Genomic DNA, 14,357 nt, shown 5'->3' on the forward strand with positions numbered 1-14,357 from the left:
GCCATGCCTGGCGCACCATAAAAAAGCCCCTGACCGAAAGGTTCAGGGGCTAGTGAATCATGTAGGTCTAATTGAGCAGCGTGTCACGACAGTCTGGGAAATCCCGCGGTACTCGCCGTGTTCCTTGACTCGCCCCTTCAGTACAACCTTACTCCCCTCAAGGGCCTTACCTGTTTTCCAGACAATGTACCGACCTTCGGGGTCGCAGAATATGTGCTTCCACATCAGCTCCCATCGGTATCTGATGAAAAGGACCGCTTACGCACAACTTCCATCTCCAACTGATCGCCAGGACCTCCAGCATAGCCGAGAGCCATCATTGACTCGGTGTTAACAGCTGACTCCACATGTCGATCGTAGGCAGTGACAGCCGCCGTCATAACGCCGACTCCGCGTTTAAGCTTAACCAAGTCGAAACGAGCATGATGAACAATCATCGTCTCGAAATCGTTATGCTCAGTCTGCAGAGGGATCACTTGCCGTGCCCAAGCTATTACCGCATCAGCCTACGCCACGTCCTCAGAGACACACGCCTTCATTCGCTTGCTGACCATCGGGACTGAACGAGCCATCTCACCCACAATTTCTGCTGTGGCCAGGTCGCCAGTTTCTTCTGCTCGAGCACGAGACACGAAGCCTCGCTCCCGAATCTGCCTTACTGCCGCGGCAACCAGCCATCGCAGCTCGACAACAGCATCTGGAGGGCGACCGCCCCATATGCCCACCTCATCGATCTCTTCCATCATATTGATAACAGAGACCAATAGTTGAGCACGGGCCATCATCGACTCAGCGCCTTGGTGGCCAAGATAGTCCTTGAGGCATGTCTTTCCGACCTCTAGGACAACGCCAATTGCCATCTCTTCCATCAGAAAGAGATAACGCCGCTCACGCCGTTTGTTGCAGTGGCTGCAGTCGCCCGTGGCGTCGCCCGATCTGTATGGCTCGGGCAATCGGCTATATGCCCACTCCAAGGGAGTGCCCCGTGCTGCCTGGTTCGCTGCCATGTCGATTCGCGCCAGCAAGCGATACCCGTCCAGCTTCGGAGGTTCGCCACTGACTGCGACTTTCACGGCAACGATCTGCTCCAGCTTAAAGTGCGACAGTCGATCTTCAAGATCCAACTTCTCACGAGCCCAGGGCTTTACAGCCTCTTCCAGCACGTTGATCTAGAAGGGCGCCATGCCAAGTTTCTTTGCCTTGCGATCGAGCCGTTCTACCATTTCGCGCAGTGCGGGAAGTTGGCACTTCGGTATCCAGCAGGTGGTCTTGTCTGTCTGTGTCGTCATGATCCTTACTCCTCTCTCATTCCTGCGTAAATGCAGGACTCAAGATGAGGTAGGGGAGTAACTGACGAGCTAAGTGTTTCGCACGCGAAACAAAGAGGGTTCATAGTACTGTCGCTATGGCTGTGTCAGGCAGCGCATTTCGTCCTGTGACGAGCACGGGTGAGCAACTGCTGTAGCCGAGAGGCCTGCCGATGCAGCCTTTGGGCTGTCGAAAAATTGTCCCATCCTGACTGAAAGCTACCCTCTCGATTCAGCTCCTCAATCTGAACTGCCGTTTCGGTCCATTGGCTAGGAGGCATTGTGTCCACGAGCCAGCCCCCTCGTTCGTAAAGGTCTATAACAACCCCACCACTATTGCAGATACGCATGATCAAAGGCCTAAACAATCCTTCATATACGTCTTCGGCTTCACTCGATGCCTGATAAAACTCAGCAAAACCAGCCTCAGCCAGCTCACGCAGTTTGTAATACTCAGTGTATGGAGGTACAGCCACAGAACGTGAGGTTTCCTTCTCAAAGAATGCGAGCCCTGGCGCGTGATCGTACATGTTCATCTTCACCTCACCCTCAATGGTGATCGAGGCGCCGGTTGCGGGCAGCACATTAGTGCCGAACGCTTGATCAAAATAGCCGGCCAAACTAGCAGCGATATTTTTCTGTAGCTCTCGAAGAAACAAGCGGTCTTCATGCGTTAAGTCAGTCATAACGGCTTCCATTTGGCTAAGGTGAGTTTCAGTATCGGGGGGGAGGGGAGGGTGATGCAAAGGGGCTTCATGAGGTGAACACGAACACGGCCAAAGCCTCAGGAAGTGATAGGGCTTGTGTGTCAGGTGGTATAGCGCGGCTGGCGCCAGCGTGAAAAAGCCCCATGCTGAGAACAGCAGAGAGGGCTTGAAATACTACGCGAGCACTACAGCATCATCCAGGTGGCGGGCCTGAAGCCTTACCAAGCTGGACGAGCCATCTGGCCTGAAAACATTGCGTTTGCGCGGCAAGTCCACCTTGGTGAATGTGTCGCACTCCAGGCCTCCAACGAACCGTACTGTGTACGGTAGTTTTATCCGATCGCCATTTTGCAGACGCACACGCTGCTTTTTCGATTCAGCATGCTTTAGGCATCTCTCACGCCATTCGCTGGCATACTTCAGTCCGACTCCCACTACTACCCCCAACTGCTCCAGCTCCTCAAGCGGAGATAGCAGTTTGAGAATCGATGCAGGGCACTGTGACAAGGCTGGCCCCATGGTTTCATCCATCGACTTGTAGCAAAACTCTCCCTGCGAACAGCTAGTTTTCACGACCGCCGCTATCGTGTACTCAATAGACGCATGATCCGTGGCCTCTCCCCTCCGCTGGACCTTAATCGCAGCGTAATAGGTAGAGCCCACGAAACTCGACTTCAGCACTTCGTTAGATCCATCCTGGTTGGTGTATTCCTTGTCCAGGTAGGCTTTACGGTCGGACGGCTTTGGTACGCATAAAGTACCCATAATCTTACTCCTCTCTCATTCCTGCGGTATTGCAGGTCTCAGGAGGGGATAGGGGTGAAACTGACAGAAAATGTTACGCATGCGAAACATAGCGTCTAGCTCCCATTGCAGTGCCATATAGGATCGAAGCCGCAAAATCATGATCCTGGCTCATGGGCATCATAAATAGAAAAACCCCCAGGCAGCACAAGGCTGACTAGGGGCTTAGAAAGAGGAGTGATAACTGCGCGATCGCGTCAGTCCTCCTCGGGTAGCATGATCGTTATCACAGGCTTAGGGGTATCCCCAGGACCTATAGTCATAACAACATGTTTTGGCACAACGATAGAGCCGGTTTCGGATTGCTCAATCACATCAACGATGAAGTCGATATATCTCTCGTTGCGCTCTCTCGCAGCAGCCTCAAGGGCGACAAGCAATACATCGCCTAACCGCTTATCCTCTTGCTGCTGCATCTCATGAGGGCTTCTACCGTCATGCCACGCCACCAAAGCCTCCCAGGCTGCAGCAGTCATGGCAACAGGCACCTTGAAACCCATCATGTTGCCGGCGGCGTGCTCAGCACGTTCGCTGACATCTACCAAATTGCCATCTTCGATGGCATCCGCACGGGAATAGCTATGGATCATGTCAGTTTCATCAAACATGAGCTGTAGCCCCCTGTTGGCGTGACGCCAAAAAAGCAGCCATTGGGATGGGTGTAACCTCAGGCCCAGTCGGCAACTTCCAGGCGCTCTCACGTCTAACAACGCGAGCCAGTCGATCAGCAGCAAAGCATAGCCCCCAGCGTTCATTAGAACGCTCAGACAAGCCGCTTGGTTCGTGCGTAACCTCCCACATCCAGTCAGAATCCACATCCACACATGAGCGGACTTTGAACACCTGCTCGCTTATTCGCACCCTCCGGCTCAGACCTTCAACGCCTAAGTATTCACCGAAGTTACCGCCGCGACGGCTGTAGATGATCGTTTCCAAACGCTCGCCAAATGTTTCCATTGGGATTCTCTCTCTTCTCTCTCTCACATTCCTGCAAAGCAGGTCTCAAGAAGAGATAGGGGCCTTGCTGACGTTGAAAAGTATGGTATTGGTAGCCCCCTACCTGTTTCGCATGCGAAACAATCAATTCAGGAGATGCCTATGGTCGGTAAAGCAACAGCCCAGGACAGCACTACTGAGGGAGCGCCCAGAGAGAATCTGCGTGTTATCCAGGTTCGCCACCGAGAGACACCCAACAGCGAGACCCCAGACGCGATTTTGATGATCCAGCGGATAGAACAAATTGTTGGCCAGGGCGCTCGACTCACGCTTAGAGTCAAACGGATCGATACCCAGCGGCCTCCTGAGGGAAATGAACTCGAATGGTCAGCTGCATATTCGCCTTCAAGCTCAACAGATAGGGAGCGGGTCAGACTCACTCACGGTGAATGCAGAGGTCCCGCAGATATTCAAATGATTCTTAACGGTTTACGCGGGTTTCGTATCGGCACCTACCTGATGGCAGAGATCGTCACTTGGGCCAGGCAGTGGCCGTTGGCAGAGGTAATGAAGATCGAGCTGTCGTGGCAAGATGAAAAGCCAGGCGCACACGATGGAAATAACAAGGTTAGGCGTGATCGGTTCTATGAGCAGTTCGGTATTGAATTCATCCCTAGTGAAACCGAATCGCAGATAACCGCTCGATCAAAATACATGCTTGCTGAAAACCTGACGACTGACGATGCCGAGCGTGCCTGGCGATTGAATATCCAAAAGGTGAATGCGAGTGACTGGCTAGTTGATCAGCAGCGAAAGCTGGAAGAACAGGAAGGGCAGATAGCGAAGCTCAAGCGAAAGGCTGCAAGCCTGCAGACCACGAAAGACCGCATTGAAGCCCATCCATACCGCTATGCAGTGTGTCGTTTTCTTACCAATCCTCTGGCGTTGGGCTGCCTTGCACTGGTGGCTGTGGCCTTTTCCCTCGCCAAGGAAGTGGTTAGCTGAACCATCCGCCAGCCTCTGGTAACCGGAAATAAAAAAGCTCTTCGCGAAGGAAGAGCTTGTTGAATGTGAGATCAATGTCTCTTGTTCTGACGAGAATGACAATCGCCAGAATTCAGCTAACTGCTGCTGCCGTCCTGATGGTGATGATGCTTGCTGCGTTCAATTTGAACGAACGTGAATAAACACACGGCCGCCATAAAGACTGCAAAAGCTGTAACTAACCATCCAAAAGGGCTCATAAATTCAATCCTTTTCTGCACTGTTGCGCTCAATTCTTACAAGAAACGCAATACCTGTTACCCAAATGATAGCACCTACGAAAAACATGGCAACTGATGCACCAAGAGTGATTTTCTCGCTAGGAGCGAAGAAACCCAGAACTCCGGCACCCATAGCGCCAAGACCGAGTTTTCGTACATCGTCTGTCAGTGCCTGCAGGCTGTCCGGCCCCAGCAGAGGCTGGCCATCCTGCATCCTTCGTCGTACCGTGGCGACCCATTGTTGAAACTTTACGCTCATGATCCTACTCCTCTCATTCCTGCTGGATTACAGGTCTCAAGAGGAGATAGGGGGGCAGGGTGACACTCAGGTTCGTAAATAGGGTGCACAGCGAATTTTCCGTGAACGATAGCTATCACGCGGGCGACTCGACTAGCGCGGTTCCGCCTGCCGATGCCAATGTCCGGCTCGTTGCGTCGTTCTTGACCAGCGTCAGGTGAGACTGGTCTGCGTCAGCAGTTCATCGAGCAGGCCGTTCAGAGTGCGCCGAAGGTAGATCAACAGACCCTTCTCCTTGGCCACCACCGTTACCTTGGCGAAGAGATTAGAGGCGGCGGGGAAAGGCGTTCGCACTACGGGGCCCATGACCAGTTTCACCCCCCCACAGCAGGCCGAGGCCGCACACATCGCCGATCCAGCGATAGCATAGACCTACCGTCCTTAACATGCAGAACGGCAGATGCAAAAGCAGTGGCCTAGCGAAAGACCACACTGGCGATTAGGGCAATGCCAATTAAGAAAAGCACCATAATGCCGATAGTTTGCCGGGTACTGGGCCTGTTGAGCCTCGTAAACCACTGTTGAACCCGAGACCTCATTACCTGGGCTCAAGATAAAAACCAGAATGTCACTCCGAGATAGAGCCGAGGGTGACCGTACCGAGACAGGGGTGGAGAGACATAACATGCTGGCGATCACGTTACTGGGCCGCTGGCTCCGCCATGCATGCTGGGCTACACCAGCAGCTATGTAGCATGTAATTGATTTTTTTCACATCTCGCGCCCCGGAGTTCGCCATCTACCGCCAGCGAACCCAGTTCACTCACCCGACAGCGGGAGGCTTGGCCGCGCCTTCATACATGAACGTCATGGTCTTGGGACGACCGAGATAGCCTGTAGCCAGATCCTGGAGTACAAAGCCGGCATTGAGAAGCAACACATCTGTCTGCCGATCCAGATGGCAGCCACCGGCGCAACGCTTCCAATACGGAGTCAGCCGTTGCTGCCAGCTGGCAACGCGGGTTTCTGGCGCGAGTCCATGCTCGACAAAAATCAATTGTCCCCCGGGCTTGAGCACCCTTCGCGCCTGGGCTAGAGCCGCTTCTATGTCCGGAATCGTGCAGAGTGTCCAAGTACTCAGGCCCGTGTCTATGCTGTCATCAGGTAGTATTATCTGCTCTGCGCCCATTTGCAGCACTTCCACCTTGAAAGGGGCTTTGTTAATACGCTTTTGCGCAAGCTTTAAAAGGCCACCATCCGGCTCCACTGCATAGTACTTCTCTATAAGCTCAGGGTTGTAATAAGGTAGGTTAACTCCAGATCCAAATCCAAGTTCTAAGACACTCCCCCGAGCTTTGGCCACGGTACGTTGACGATATTTCTTAAGCATCCCCGCTCCCATCGTCAGGTTGATCAGATGCGGCAGTATGTGGCGGCTATAAAAACCCATGGCACTTCCTCCACATTCGATAGGGATAAAACTCATATCATTGTGTTGTAAGCCTATAGCACCCCCGCTAAGCCAGCTTGTGCCCTTTGTTGCCCTCCATCTCTGGGGCACTACAACGCGCTCTTTCCCGTCCTAGGTGTTGAACTTTCCGGCAATGTCTACTGCTACGACTATTGCGCCCAAGACCCATCGGGCAAGAAGAAGGAGTGATGCTCGTCATGTCTTTCTCCTTTTTGGCGCGGGCGTGACCGGGCCTATGGGCAAGGAGATGGTCGGTAAATCACTTCCCAGCTTGGTTAGGGATCCAGCTGCGCTGAGACCGTGCGGTGATCTGGAGTACCTCCTTCATGCGCAGCGTCGAGAATAGGCCCGAGGCGAACGTCAAAGCCACCACCACTCACAACGCCGCAGCCAGTCCCAGTGTATCCGCTACCACCCCTGCGATAATAGCGCCTAAGAAATAGCCAAGATCACGCCAGAGGCGATAGATGCCAACCGAGGATCACCACGCTGGATGCACGACATCACCGATGACGACGAACAGGGTAGGATAAACCATCGCTTTACCTATCCCAATAGGAACGCGCCCGTCGCAAATCCCGAAAACCCTACGGAGACAGCAAACACCACAATGACCACTGCTGGCAGACGATGAGCCCCTGACGCCCCACCCGGTCTGACCAGGCACCGGTAAAGAGCTTACCGATGCTCCAGACGGCGGGGTATATCGCTGTCAGAATACCAATCTTTTCTAAGGCGATAAGCCTTACCGAGGGCTATCCGCAGTGGAAAGCCGCCGGACATCCGGTGCAGATAGAAATGCAGGAGAAACCGACACTACAGGGAGAAGAACTGACGATGGGCGAAATGGTGGCTTGCGGCGGATTGATGATGTGGTGGGATGGACCTGCTCTGTCTGCTTGTAATCCTGCTCCTCGTGCTTGGGGTTGCCGCACTCGTATAGTACTTGTTCTTTAGCAACAGGCAATGAGTGGCTGCGGATGTCCCGCGCCTCAGTTGGAATAACATGGCACTCGTATATGCCGGCTATCTGCCCTTGTGTGAACTTGGGAAGCAAATGGTTGTACTCACTGAGAGCCCTCAGTATCCTCACCGCTTTTAAGGTCTCGCTTATTTTTTAAATAGATACTTAACGAGAGCCCCAATACCGAGCACAAGCAGTATTAGGACAAGAAGCCCTATCAGCCCCATCCCCCACATCATTGCATCACCGTTCATCATTCCATCCATCATTGTTTCTCTCCCTTTCTATCTCATTTACAGTAATGGTTACGTTAAGCACACCTCGCTTAGCTTTTCCTGCCGATAACGCCACGCCTTGAATTTCATCCTGACTTGGATTCGCTTTTTGTCGATTTGCACGAGCTATCTTCTTACCCTTTCCTCGTGGGCTGATTGTTACAAAGTCAGTACTTCAGTCCCTGTACAGCACCTATAGAGGGTCGGCAACGATTCTGACGAAATCCTCCAAAATGTGCCTTAACCTATTGTATTTAAATTATTTTGGCGTTGTAGCTCATGGGTGAAACCTGCCGATCAAAATCAAGCGTATAATCGCCAAATCGGTTGATATGGTCCGTGCGGTATGGGGCCAGCCCTTTGAGAATATCGTGATCAATATGATGACCGCGCTCTTTGAGATCTTTAAGGGTTAACGTCATCGACTCCACATTGTGAAGAATGACCAGGTTGGCCACCAAGTGGTTATATTTGATCACCTTCCGTTGCTCGTGACGGATATTCTCGGCGATCACCCCCTCGCCGCCGAAGAACAGCCATTTCACGAACTGGTTGAACTCTTCCGTTTTGTTCGTCTCCGCATGAATGGTTCGCCGCAACTCCACGCTGCCAATGTAGTCCAGAAGAAAGGTTGTCCGAACGACCCTCCCCAGTTCCCGGAAAGCAAAGTAGAGTTTGTTCTTGAGGCTTGCGGTACCTAAACGTCGCAGTACCGTGGACGGTGCGATTTTTCCAGCCTTAATCGATAGCGCCACCCGGAGCATGTCCGGCACATGGGTTTCAATCAGTTTCCAGTTGATAGTCTCGCTGAACAAAGCATTGATGTGCTCATACCGTTGGCGTTTGTCAGACTTGTAGAACACCAGCTGCTTCAGATTCCGGATGCGGGGCATCAGGTTGATACCCAGCAGGTAAGCCAACCCGAAGACGGGCGCACTTTGCGCCTGAGTATCGCCATGCAAGGTGTCAGGCTGGATATCGGAATCGTTTTTGATTAGCCCGTCAAGGATGTAAATGGCCTCATAAACGCCGCAAGGGATGAAGTGGCTGAACAGGCGGATGTATTTGTCGGAGACGTGGTAGTAGCCCACCCCGCCGTAGCCACCGTACCGTATGTGGTATTCCGATAGCAGATTCTGTTCGTACAGGTTCCATTTTGTGCCATCGGCGGCAGCCCGCTGGCCAGTTCCCCAGTGTCGCGGCAGCCGGTAGCGGTTGTAGGCATTGATAACCTGCACAATGGCCTGCTCCAAGCGCTCTTCGGTGACATGCCGCAGGTTGAGCCAGGACACCTGCCGGCGATTAAGTGTCGTGATGGATCGGGCGGTCTGAGTTGGCCCGAGATTGCAGCCATAGCAAAACAAGGTCGAAACAAAGCGGGTACGGGGGTCTTCCAGCTTGCTCTCAAACCCGGAAAGTGGTCCAAAGCGTTTGTGGAGGCCCAGCCATTTTTCGGCTTCCACCAGGATGTCGAGGATATTCTTTTCGGGCAAATTCTGGGATAACTGCTTGTCGATCTCAGCTAACCCATCCGGAGGCGCCGTACGACGGTGCTTCCGGATCACCAGCTCTTCACCATGGAAGACGGCGTATTCATTCTCCGGGAAGCCACGGTCAATGCGGTCGGCCGTTTCGCTCAACCGAGAGTGGGCTTGTGCCACAAAAGCGGCTGGATCGGATTCGATATCAATCATCGCACTGTAGTCCGCTATCTGGGCATCATAGACTTTCCAATCCACCAGCTGATCGCGGTAGTCACTATACTGGTCGCTGTTCGCGACCGCGAGATCGCCGGAAATCAGTTCACGCTTCACCTGTGTCAGTACGCCCAGCTCGAAATACTTCCGGTAGACCATGCCGGGCGGTAGCTGGCTTGGCCCCGACCCCAATACCAAACGGCGCCAACGCTCCGGTAGCCAAGACACGTCGACGGGTTGAGTACTGAGCACAAGGCATTCCTTACGGCTGTGCCGGTGCTTTTTCAGAGTCGCAATCGCCTCAATCAAAGATTGATCGTGGCTGGTTGCCGCCAGATCCAGTAGTTCAAGGCAATTGAATAACAGGGGGCGTAACGGGCGGTAGGGTTGCAGCATGAACGGGATGAAGTTATTGCCAGCATAGGCCATGTGTTCCTCACACTCTGCCAGTAATTCATCAGGATCGCTCTGGATGGCAGCCGCCACTCGGGCACCTCGCTCGGAGTCCGTTGGCGCTTCCTGGACGGCGGTCAGTACGTCACGCAGTTGAGCCACCAGCCTGTCCATGCGTTTCATGTGATCCAGGTGATACTGGTTCAGGTTGGCTTCTGCCTTGGTCTTGATGTTGCGCATCTTGCGAACAAAGATGTCGACCGCATCGTCCATCGCGCGACGCAATTGGGCATGGACCAGCAGAACCATCAAAGCGTAGCGTTTGGTGCTTTGCATGGCCTTGATGTTGGCCGCGCCCAGCGCTCGTGCTTCCAGTATGAAGTGGTGATATTTGGCGGCGGGAATGTGATCAACAGCGGGCAATTGTTGACACCAACCCTGAAGCCATTCCAGGTGCTGAAGATACTTCTTCACTTCCGTATTGGTCGGCTTTTTGGGTTCCTGTTTCAACTTATGCCAACTGGTATGAGGGGAATCATCCGGCACTTGCAGCAACTGGTCAAATTCGTTTTTTTGATGCGCTGTCAAACCCACATTGAGCGTCCGAAAGTAACCGGTATTGACCGTGCTGCGAGCCTGACGCGCGGTCCGTTGCAACGTTGAAAAACCCGGTAACTCAAAACGCTGGCGCACCAGCTCTTCAATCACCACATTGATGATGTCCGCCAGGTCCTGCTTGGTGGTGGCCGCTTCACGCGCTAGTTCCCGTACAATTGCCTTGCCTTCAACGGTGAACGCCTTGATGCCCACCTGTTGACGAACCGTCTCCAGCATCCGCTGACGGGCGCCGCCATTGCGGTCGTAGACCCTGAGCTGGCTCAATGCGAGATGTGAAAGGTCGTCGCACGCCAGAATGTGCGTTGTAATGGATTGGGGAACGGCTTTGAGATGGACAAAGTAGCCCAGACGCTGCACTGTTTTCAGGAGAATGAGTAGGGCGCCACGAGCAGCCGGAGTTCGACCGTGCTTTCGGGCAAAGGATCGTTCCTGGGTAGAGGGTGTATAAATTTCTGCCAGTTCTTGATCCGAGACCACCGCCTTCAATCGCGGATAGGCGGTTTCATGGAGGCTACTCATACGCAGTCCTTCGCTATGGGGTTCCAGTGAAAGGCATTAGCCCACAGTACTTTCGCTCTTGAGGGGGGCATTGCTTATAGTAGGCAGCAATTCGTCAAGACCAAAGGAACCGCCCGTTATTTTGTGAACGCCACGCTCGCTTTACGTTACGGGATTATTCGGTCATCGATCGCCGGTTCCCCGATTTATTGAATCGTTACACCACACCGCAGACTGATTCGAGCTATGGCCATTGAGCATCTTTCCCCCCCCACTGATCATTCACACCTACCAACGCCTTTCTAGTGCCCAGCTAATCGCTCTGGCAGGGACCGGGCTAACGACGGTGGCGCTGGCGCCGCTGGCCCATGACTGACGGGCGGCAGTGCGGGCCAGGTGCTCGGCATTGCGCTGGCCCTGAAGATGATTGCCTACGCCCTAATAGCACCTCTGTTTGGGGCTGTTGCCCAAAAACTTCCCCGCCGTACTCTGCTGGTCACACTGGACATTCTGAGGGCCTGCGGGGTTGCCCTTTGTCACTGAGGTTTGGCAGGGGGCCCACTCTGGCTAGGGTAGGTACAAAATTTTCGCCCAACCCCTTCATGTAATGACGCAATTAAGGGGCACGAGATATTGCCCTCTTGGGCGCAGCACCGATCAACCATGGCGCTCAGTAAAACCTCAATTTGCTGTAGCTTTTCGATCTTCCCACGTACGTCGTGCAACTTTGCGCTCCGCGAGAGTGCTGGCTTCCTGGCAGTGGGTGCCGTCTTCGAGTCGGAGCAGGTCGCTAACCTCATCGAGACTGAAGCCTAACTGCTGCGATGTTTTCACAAAGCTCAACCTGCCGATATCGCTGGGACCGTAGCGTCGAATACCCCCGAGAGGACGCTGGGGCTCAGGTATTAACCCACGTCGCTGGTAGTAGCGGATGGTCTCAACTGAGACGTTCGCCGCCTTAGCCAGCCCCCCGATGGTCAATGAGTTCATTTCATCCGGCATTTGCCTTGACTCCGTAGTTGACTACGGCCTCAAGCTTAACCTATCGAACAAGGCCGTAGAAGGTGTAATTGCAATATCAGAGTTGAATTCCGAGTCACAATCCGGTCGCGAGTCGTTAATCGCAGGCGGGGTTGCAGCCTGCTCGCGTCGGCCTGCTGTCTGGGCACCTTGGCCCTGATCGCCCTGGGGGGTTCCGGTGCCTGGATCGGCAACCTGGCGAAGTCTGCGAGGTACCGCAAGTGCGCACCGCTTCGAGACACCCCGCTACCTAGGTATCGACGAGCTGTACCTGAACCGCCGCTACCTCTGCATCCTGACCAACCTGGAGGAGCGTACCTTGTTAGACCTGCTGCCCGGTCGTCAGCAGGAGGCAGTGACGAAGCGGCTCATGAGCATGACCGAGCGCGACAAGATCGAGATCGTCAGCATGGACATGTGGAAGCCATATCGCCGTGCCGTCCAGGCGGCGCTGCCACAGGCCCGCATCGTGGTCGATAAGTTCCATGTTGTGCGTATGGCCAACGAAGCCCTGGAGAAGGTCCGCAAGGGGCTCAGGAAGGAGCTGAAGGCCAACCAACGCCGAACCCTCAAGGGTGACCGGAAGACCTTGCTGAAGCGGGCTCACGACGTCTCCGACCGCGAACGTCTCATCATGGAAACCTGAATGGGGGCCTTCCCCCAGCTCCTGGCAGCCTACGAGCACAAGGAGCGGTTCTACCACATCTGGGACTGTGCCAGCCGGCGAGATGCTGAGCAGGCGCTGGCTGCCTGGATTGACGACATCCCAGTCACCAATGCCTTCACGGAGTCGATCAACCGGCTGGCCAAGGACAAGAACCGCGATGGCCGGGGCTACTCATTCGAGGTGATGCGGGCCCGGATGCTCTACCAAGCACAAGAAGAAGGTGCCGCAGACCAAGGAATCCCCCTTCCTGGGCAAGGCCACCATGACCTACGGCATGGGTCTACCCGAGCCCGAGAAGAACTTCGGTGTCGATCTATCAACCTTCTGGGAAAATTAAGATATCGGTGGGCCTACAGGGATCGTCAACCAATTAATCCGGATACCCATTTTCTAATGGCGACAGCTTGACCGTATCTCAAATGAGATGCGCAATAGCGTCATGTATGACACTCGGATAATTTATCATGGCTCACACTTCAATGCTGGGTAACGGAGGACGAAGGTGAGCAACAATTATGCGGTCACCATTGTATGTGCTGGCCTGGATGATGTTCTCCGGGGTAAATTCTTGGAGAGCGTGCGCGGCCCCCAGAATTGGGCAGTGGCCAGCGTCATCCGCCAAGTACAACTCGCCCTACGGTGTTTATAATTAATCACAAGTAGATGGCGCTTAGAAGGGCTGCACAGACGATCCATAGGGTGATAAATACCCCCGCTGCCATGCGGCTTACCGGACGCTCGGTGGCTTTGGCGGCGGTTTCTCGGTGCTCGCTTATTACCTCTGGCGGGATAAGCCTCACGACCAGCATGATTCCGAGCGGCGCGATGATGATGTCATCCACGTAGCCGAGCACGGGAATGAAGTCGGGGATCAAGTCGATGGGCGAGACAGCATAGGCCGCGACAACCACCGCAAGCGCCTTTGCGAACCACGGGGTGCAGGGATCACGAGCGGAAAGCCAGACCGCGTGTACGTCACGCTTGATGGTTCGTGCCCATTGCTTGGCGTTCGAAACCAGCTTTATTGTCATAGTAAGTGTCTCTGTACGCTACGCATTACGGACGCGGAGCATAGCCAATGTCCCGGCCGCCATCAGCAGGGCCGCCAAGCCAAAGCCGAGAGTCGGCGAGACTGCGGTCCACACCAAACCGACCGTGGCGCTGGAGACGAACTTGGCCGTCCCGTTGACCGTCCCCAGCGCACCATAGCTGATCATCAGGGTGTCGGCCTGCACCATTTCGGCTGTCACCGTGGACTCCAACGCTTCCTCGACAGTGACGTACAAGCCAGCGACGAAGAAGATGACGGCGAGCAGCGGCACGCTGTCTACCGAAAGCCAGAAGGCCAGTGCTGTCAAAACGGCCGTGAGCGTTCCCAGAACATACCCGCCGACCAGCATGGGGAGATGGCCGACGGCGATCCGCCATAGCGCCGACCGGGTAGGACATCTCGACCTGCACTTGCCGACGGTGGTCATCGGTGCCATGAATTCGTGA

General features: G+C 54.3%; 14 protein-coding genes and 1 pseudogene. 4 read left to right on the forward strand and 11 right to left on the reverse strand.

Annotation, left to right across the window (positions count from 1 at the left end; all coding sequences use genetic code 11):
* Nucleotides 1-506: 506 nt before the first annotated feature.
* From B4967_RS08435 to B4967_RS08450, 4 genes are all read right to left on the reverse strand, one after another.
* Nucleotides 507-1,163, reverse strand: a complete 657-nt coding sequence (locus B4967_RS08435; protein ID WP_083024687.1) for a hypothetical protein — start codon at nucleotides 1,161-1,163, stop codon at nucleotides 507-509.
* Nucleotides 1,164-1,414: 251 nt separating this feature from the next.
* Nucleotides 1,415-1,993, reverse strand: a complete 579-nt coding sequence (locus tag B4967_RS08440; protein ID WP_083024689.1) for a hypothetical protein — start codon at nucleotides 1,991-1,993, stop codon at nucleotides 1,415-1,417.
* Between the two features lie 195 nt (nucleotides 1,994-2,188).
* Nucleotides 2,189-2,779, reverse strand: coding sequence for a DUF6927 domain-containing protein (locus B4967_RS08445; RefSeq protein ID WP_052703853.1), 591 nt, complete (start codon nucleotides 2,777-2,779; stop codon nucleotides 2,189-2,191).
* A 236-nt stretch (nucleotides 2,780-3,015) separates the two neighbouring features.
* The gene (locus B4967_RS08450) at nucleotides 3,016-3,426 is read right to left on the reverse strand and encodes a DUF6573 family protein (protein WP_035557880.1); all 411 of its coding nucleotides are present in this window, start codon (nucleotides 3,424-3,426) and stop codon (nucleotides 3,016-3,018) included.
* Nucleotides 3,427-3,916: 490 nt separating this feature from the next.
* Here B4967_RS08450 and B4967_RS08455 point away from each other — a divergent pair, with 490 nt between their 5' ends.
* Nucleotides 3,917-4,759, forward strand: a complete 843-nt coding sequence (locus B4967_RS08455) for a hypothetical protein (RefSeq protein WP_083024693.1) — start codon at nucleotides 3,917-3,919, stop codon at nucleotides 4,757-4,759.
* A 243-nt stretch (nucleotides 4,760-5,002) separates the two neighbouring features.
* Here the strand turns inward: B4967_RS08455 and B4967_RS08460 are convergent, their stop codons facing one another.
* From B4967_RS08460 to B4967_RS08480, 4 genes are all read right to left on the reverse strand, one after another.
* Nucleotides 5,003-5,278 (reverse strand): hypothetical protein, encoded by a 276-nt coding sequence (locus B4967_RS08460; RefSeq protein WP_035557873.1) that lies wholly within the window; start codon nucleotides 5,276-5,278, stop codon nucleotides 5,003-5,005.
* A gap of 192 nt (nucleotides 5,279-5,470) precedes the next feature.
* Nucleotides 5,471-5,623: a hypothetical protein gene (locus B4967_RS18040; protein WP_157826462.1), complete on the reverse strand. Its 153-nt coding sequence runs from the start codon at nucleotides 5,621-5,623 to the stop codon at nucleotides 5,471-5,473.
* 457 nt (nucleotides 5,624-6,080) lie between these two features.
* Nucleotides 6,081-6,707: a class I SAM-dependent methyltransferase gene (locus B4967_RS08470; protein WP_083024695.1), complete on the reverse strand. Its 627-nt coding sequence runs from the start codon at nucleotides 6,705-6,707 to the stop codon at nucleotides 6,081-6,083.
* A 1,514-nt stretch (nucleotides 6,708-8,221) separates the two neighbouring features.
* Nucleotides 8,222-11,194, reverse strand: a complete 2,973-nt coding sequence (locus tag B4967_RS08480) for a Tn3 family transposase (RefSeq protein WP_083024696.1) — start codon at nucleotides 11,192-11,194, stop codon at nucleotides 8,222-8,224.
* A gap of 232 nt (nucleotides 11,195-11,426) precedes the next feature.
* Between B4967_RS08480 and B4967_RS21490 the strand changes: the two genes are divergently transcribed.
* Complete coding sequence (locus tag B4967_RS21490; RefSeq protein WP_422822249.1) at nucleotides 11,427-11,549, forward strand: hypothetical protein; 123 nt, start codon at nucleotides 11,427-11,429, stop codon at nucleotides 11,547-11,549.
* 305 nt (nucleotides 11,550-11,854) lie between these two features.
* Here the strand turns inward: B4967_RS21490 and B4967_RS08490 are convergent, their stop codons facing one another.
* Nucleotides 11,855-12,175, reverse strand: a complete 321-nt coding sequence (locus B4967_RS08490) for a MerR family transcriptional regulator (protein WP_479694223.1) — start codon at nucleotides 12,173-12,175, stop codon at nucleotides 11,855-11,857.
* A gap of 244 nt (nucleotides 12,176-12,419) precedes the next feature.
* On the opposite strand from B4967_RS08490, the pseudogene B4967_RS08500 reads away from it, so the two are divergent.
* Together B4967_RS08500 and B4967_RS18045 are read left to right on the forward strand one after the other, a co-directional pair.
* Nucleotides 12,420-13,197 (forward strand): annotated as a pseudogene (locus B4967_RS08500) (ISL3 family transposase); the annotation flags it as partial.
* Nucleotides 13,198-13,362: 165 nt separating this feature from the next.
* Nucleotides 13,363-13,509 carry a hypothetical protein gene (locus B4967_RS18045; RefSeq protein ID WP_161491491.1) on the forward strand — a complete coding sequence of 49 codons (147 nt, stop codon included), beginning with the start codon at nucleotides 13,363-13,365 and terminating at the stop codon, nucleotides 13,507-13,509.
* Nucleotides 13,510-13,513: 4 nt separating this feature from the next.
* Here the strand turns inward: B4967_RS18045 and B4967_RS08505 are convergent, their stop codons facing one another.
* Together B4967_RS08505 and B4967_RS08510 are read right to left on the reverse strand one after the other, a co-directional pair.
* Nucleotides 13,514-13,891, reverse strand: a complete 378-nt coding sequence (locus B4967_RS08505; RefSeq protein WP_083024698.1) for a YkvA family protein — start codon at nucleotides 13,889-13,891, stop codon at nucleotides 13,514-13,516.
* An 18-nt stretch (nucleotides 13,892-13,909) separates the two neighbouring features.
* Entirely contained in the window at nucleotides 13,910-14,347 is a 438-nt protein-coding gene (locus tag B4967_RS08510) for an MFS transporter (protein ID WP_207953602.1), read from the reverse strand.
* Between the last annotated feature and the right edge of the window lie 10 nt (nucleotides 14,348-14,357).

The sequence above is a fragment of the Vreelandella lionensis genome (assembly GCF_002087295.1).
Taxonomy (GTDB): domain Bacteria; phylum Pseudomonadota; class Gammaproteobacteria; order Pseudomonadales; family Halomonadaceae; genus Vreelandella; species Vreelandella lionensis.

Bases quoted from the DNA above. Each gene is read 5' to 3' on its own strand.
- B4967_RS08440 (WP_083024689.1), bottom strand. From the start codon at position 1,993: ATGACTGACTTAACGCATGAAGACCGCTTGTTTCTTCGAGAGCTACAG.
- B4967_RS08445 (WP_052703853.1), bottom strand. From the start codon at position 2,779: ATGGGTACTTTATGCGTACCAAAGCCGTCCGACCGTAAAGCCTACCTG.
- B4967_RS08450 (WP_035557880.1), bottom strand. From the start codon at position 3,426: ATGTTTGATGAAACTGACATGATCCATAGCTATTCCCGTGCGGATGCC.
- B4967_RS08455 (WP_083024693.1), top strand. From the start codon at position 3,917: ATGGTCGGTAAAGCAACAGCCCAGGACAGCACTACTGAGGGAGCGCCC.
- B4967_RS08460 (WP_035557873.1), bottom strand. From the start codon at position 5,278: ATGAGCGTAAAGTTTCAACAATGGGTCGCCACGGTACGACGAAGGATG.
- B4967_RS18040 (WP_157826462.1), bottom strand. From the start codon at position 5,623: ATGGGCCCCGTAGTGCGAACGCCTTTCCCCGCCGCCTCTAATCTCTTC.
- B4967_RS08470 (WP_083024695.1), bottom strand. From the start codon at position 6,707: ATGGGTTTTTATAGCCGCCACATACTGCCGCATCTGATCAACCTGACG.
- B4967_RS08480 (WP_083024696.1), bottom strand. From the start codon at position 11,194: ATGAGTAGCCTCCATGAAACCGCCTATCCGCGATTGAAGGCGGTGGTC.
- B4967_RS08490 (WP_479694223.1), bottom strand. From the start codon at position 12,175: ATGCCGGATGAAATGAACTCATTGACCATCGGGGGGCTGGCTAAGGCG.
- B4967_RS08505 (WP_083024698.1), bottom strand. From the start codon at position 13,891: ATGACAATAAAGCTGGTTTCGAACGCCAAGCAATGGGCACGAACCATC.
- B4967_RS08510 (WP_207953602.1), bottom strand. From the start codon at position 14,347: ATGGCACCGATGACCACCGTCGGCAAGTGCAGGTCGAGATGTCCTACC.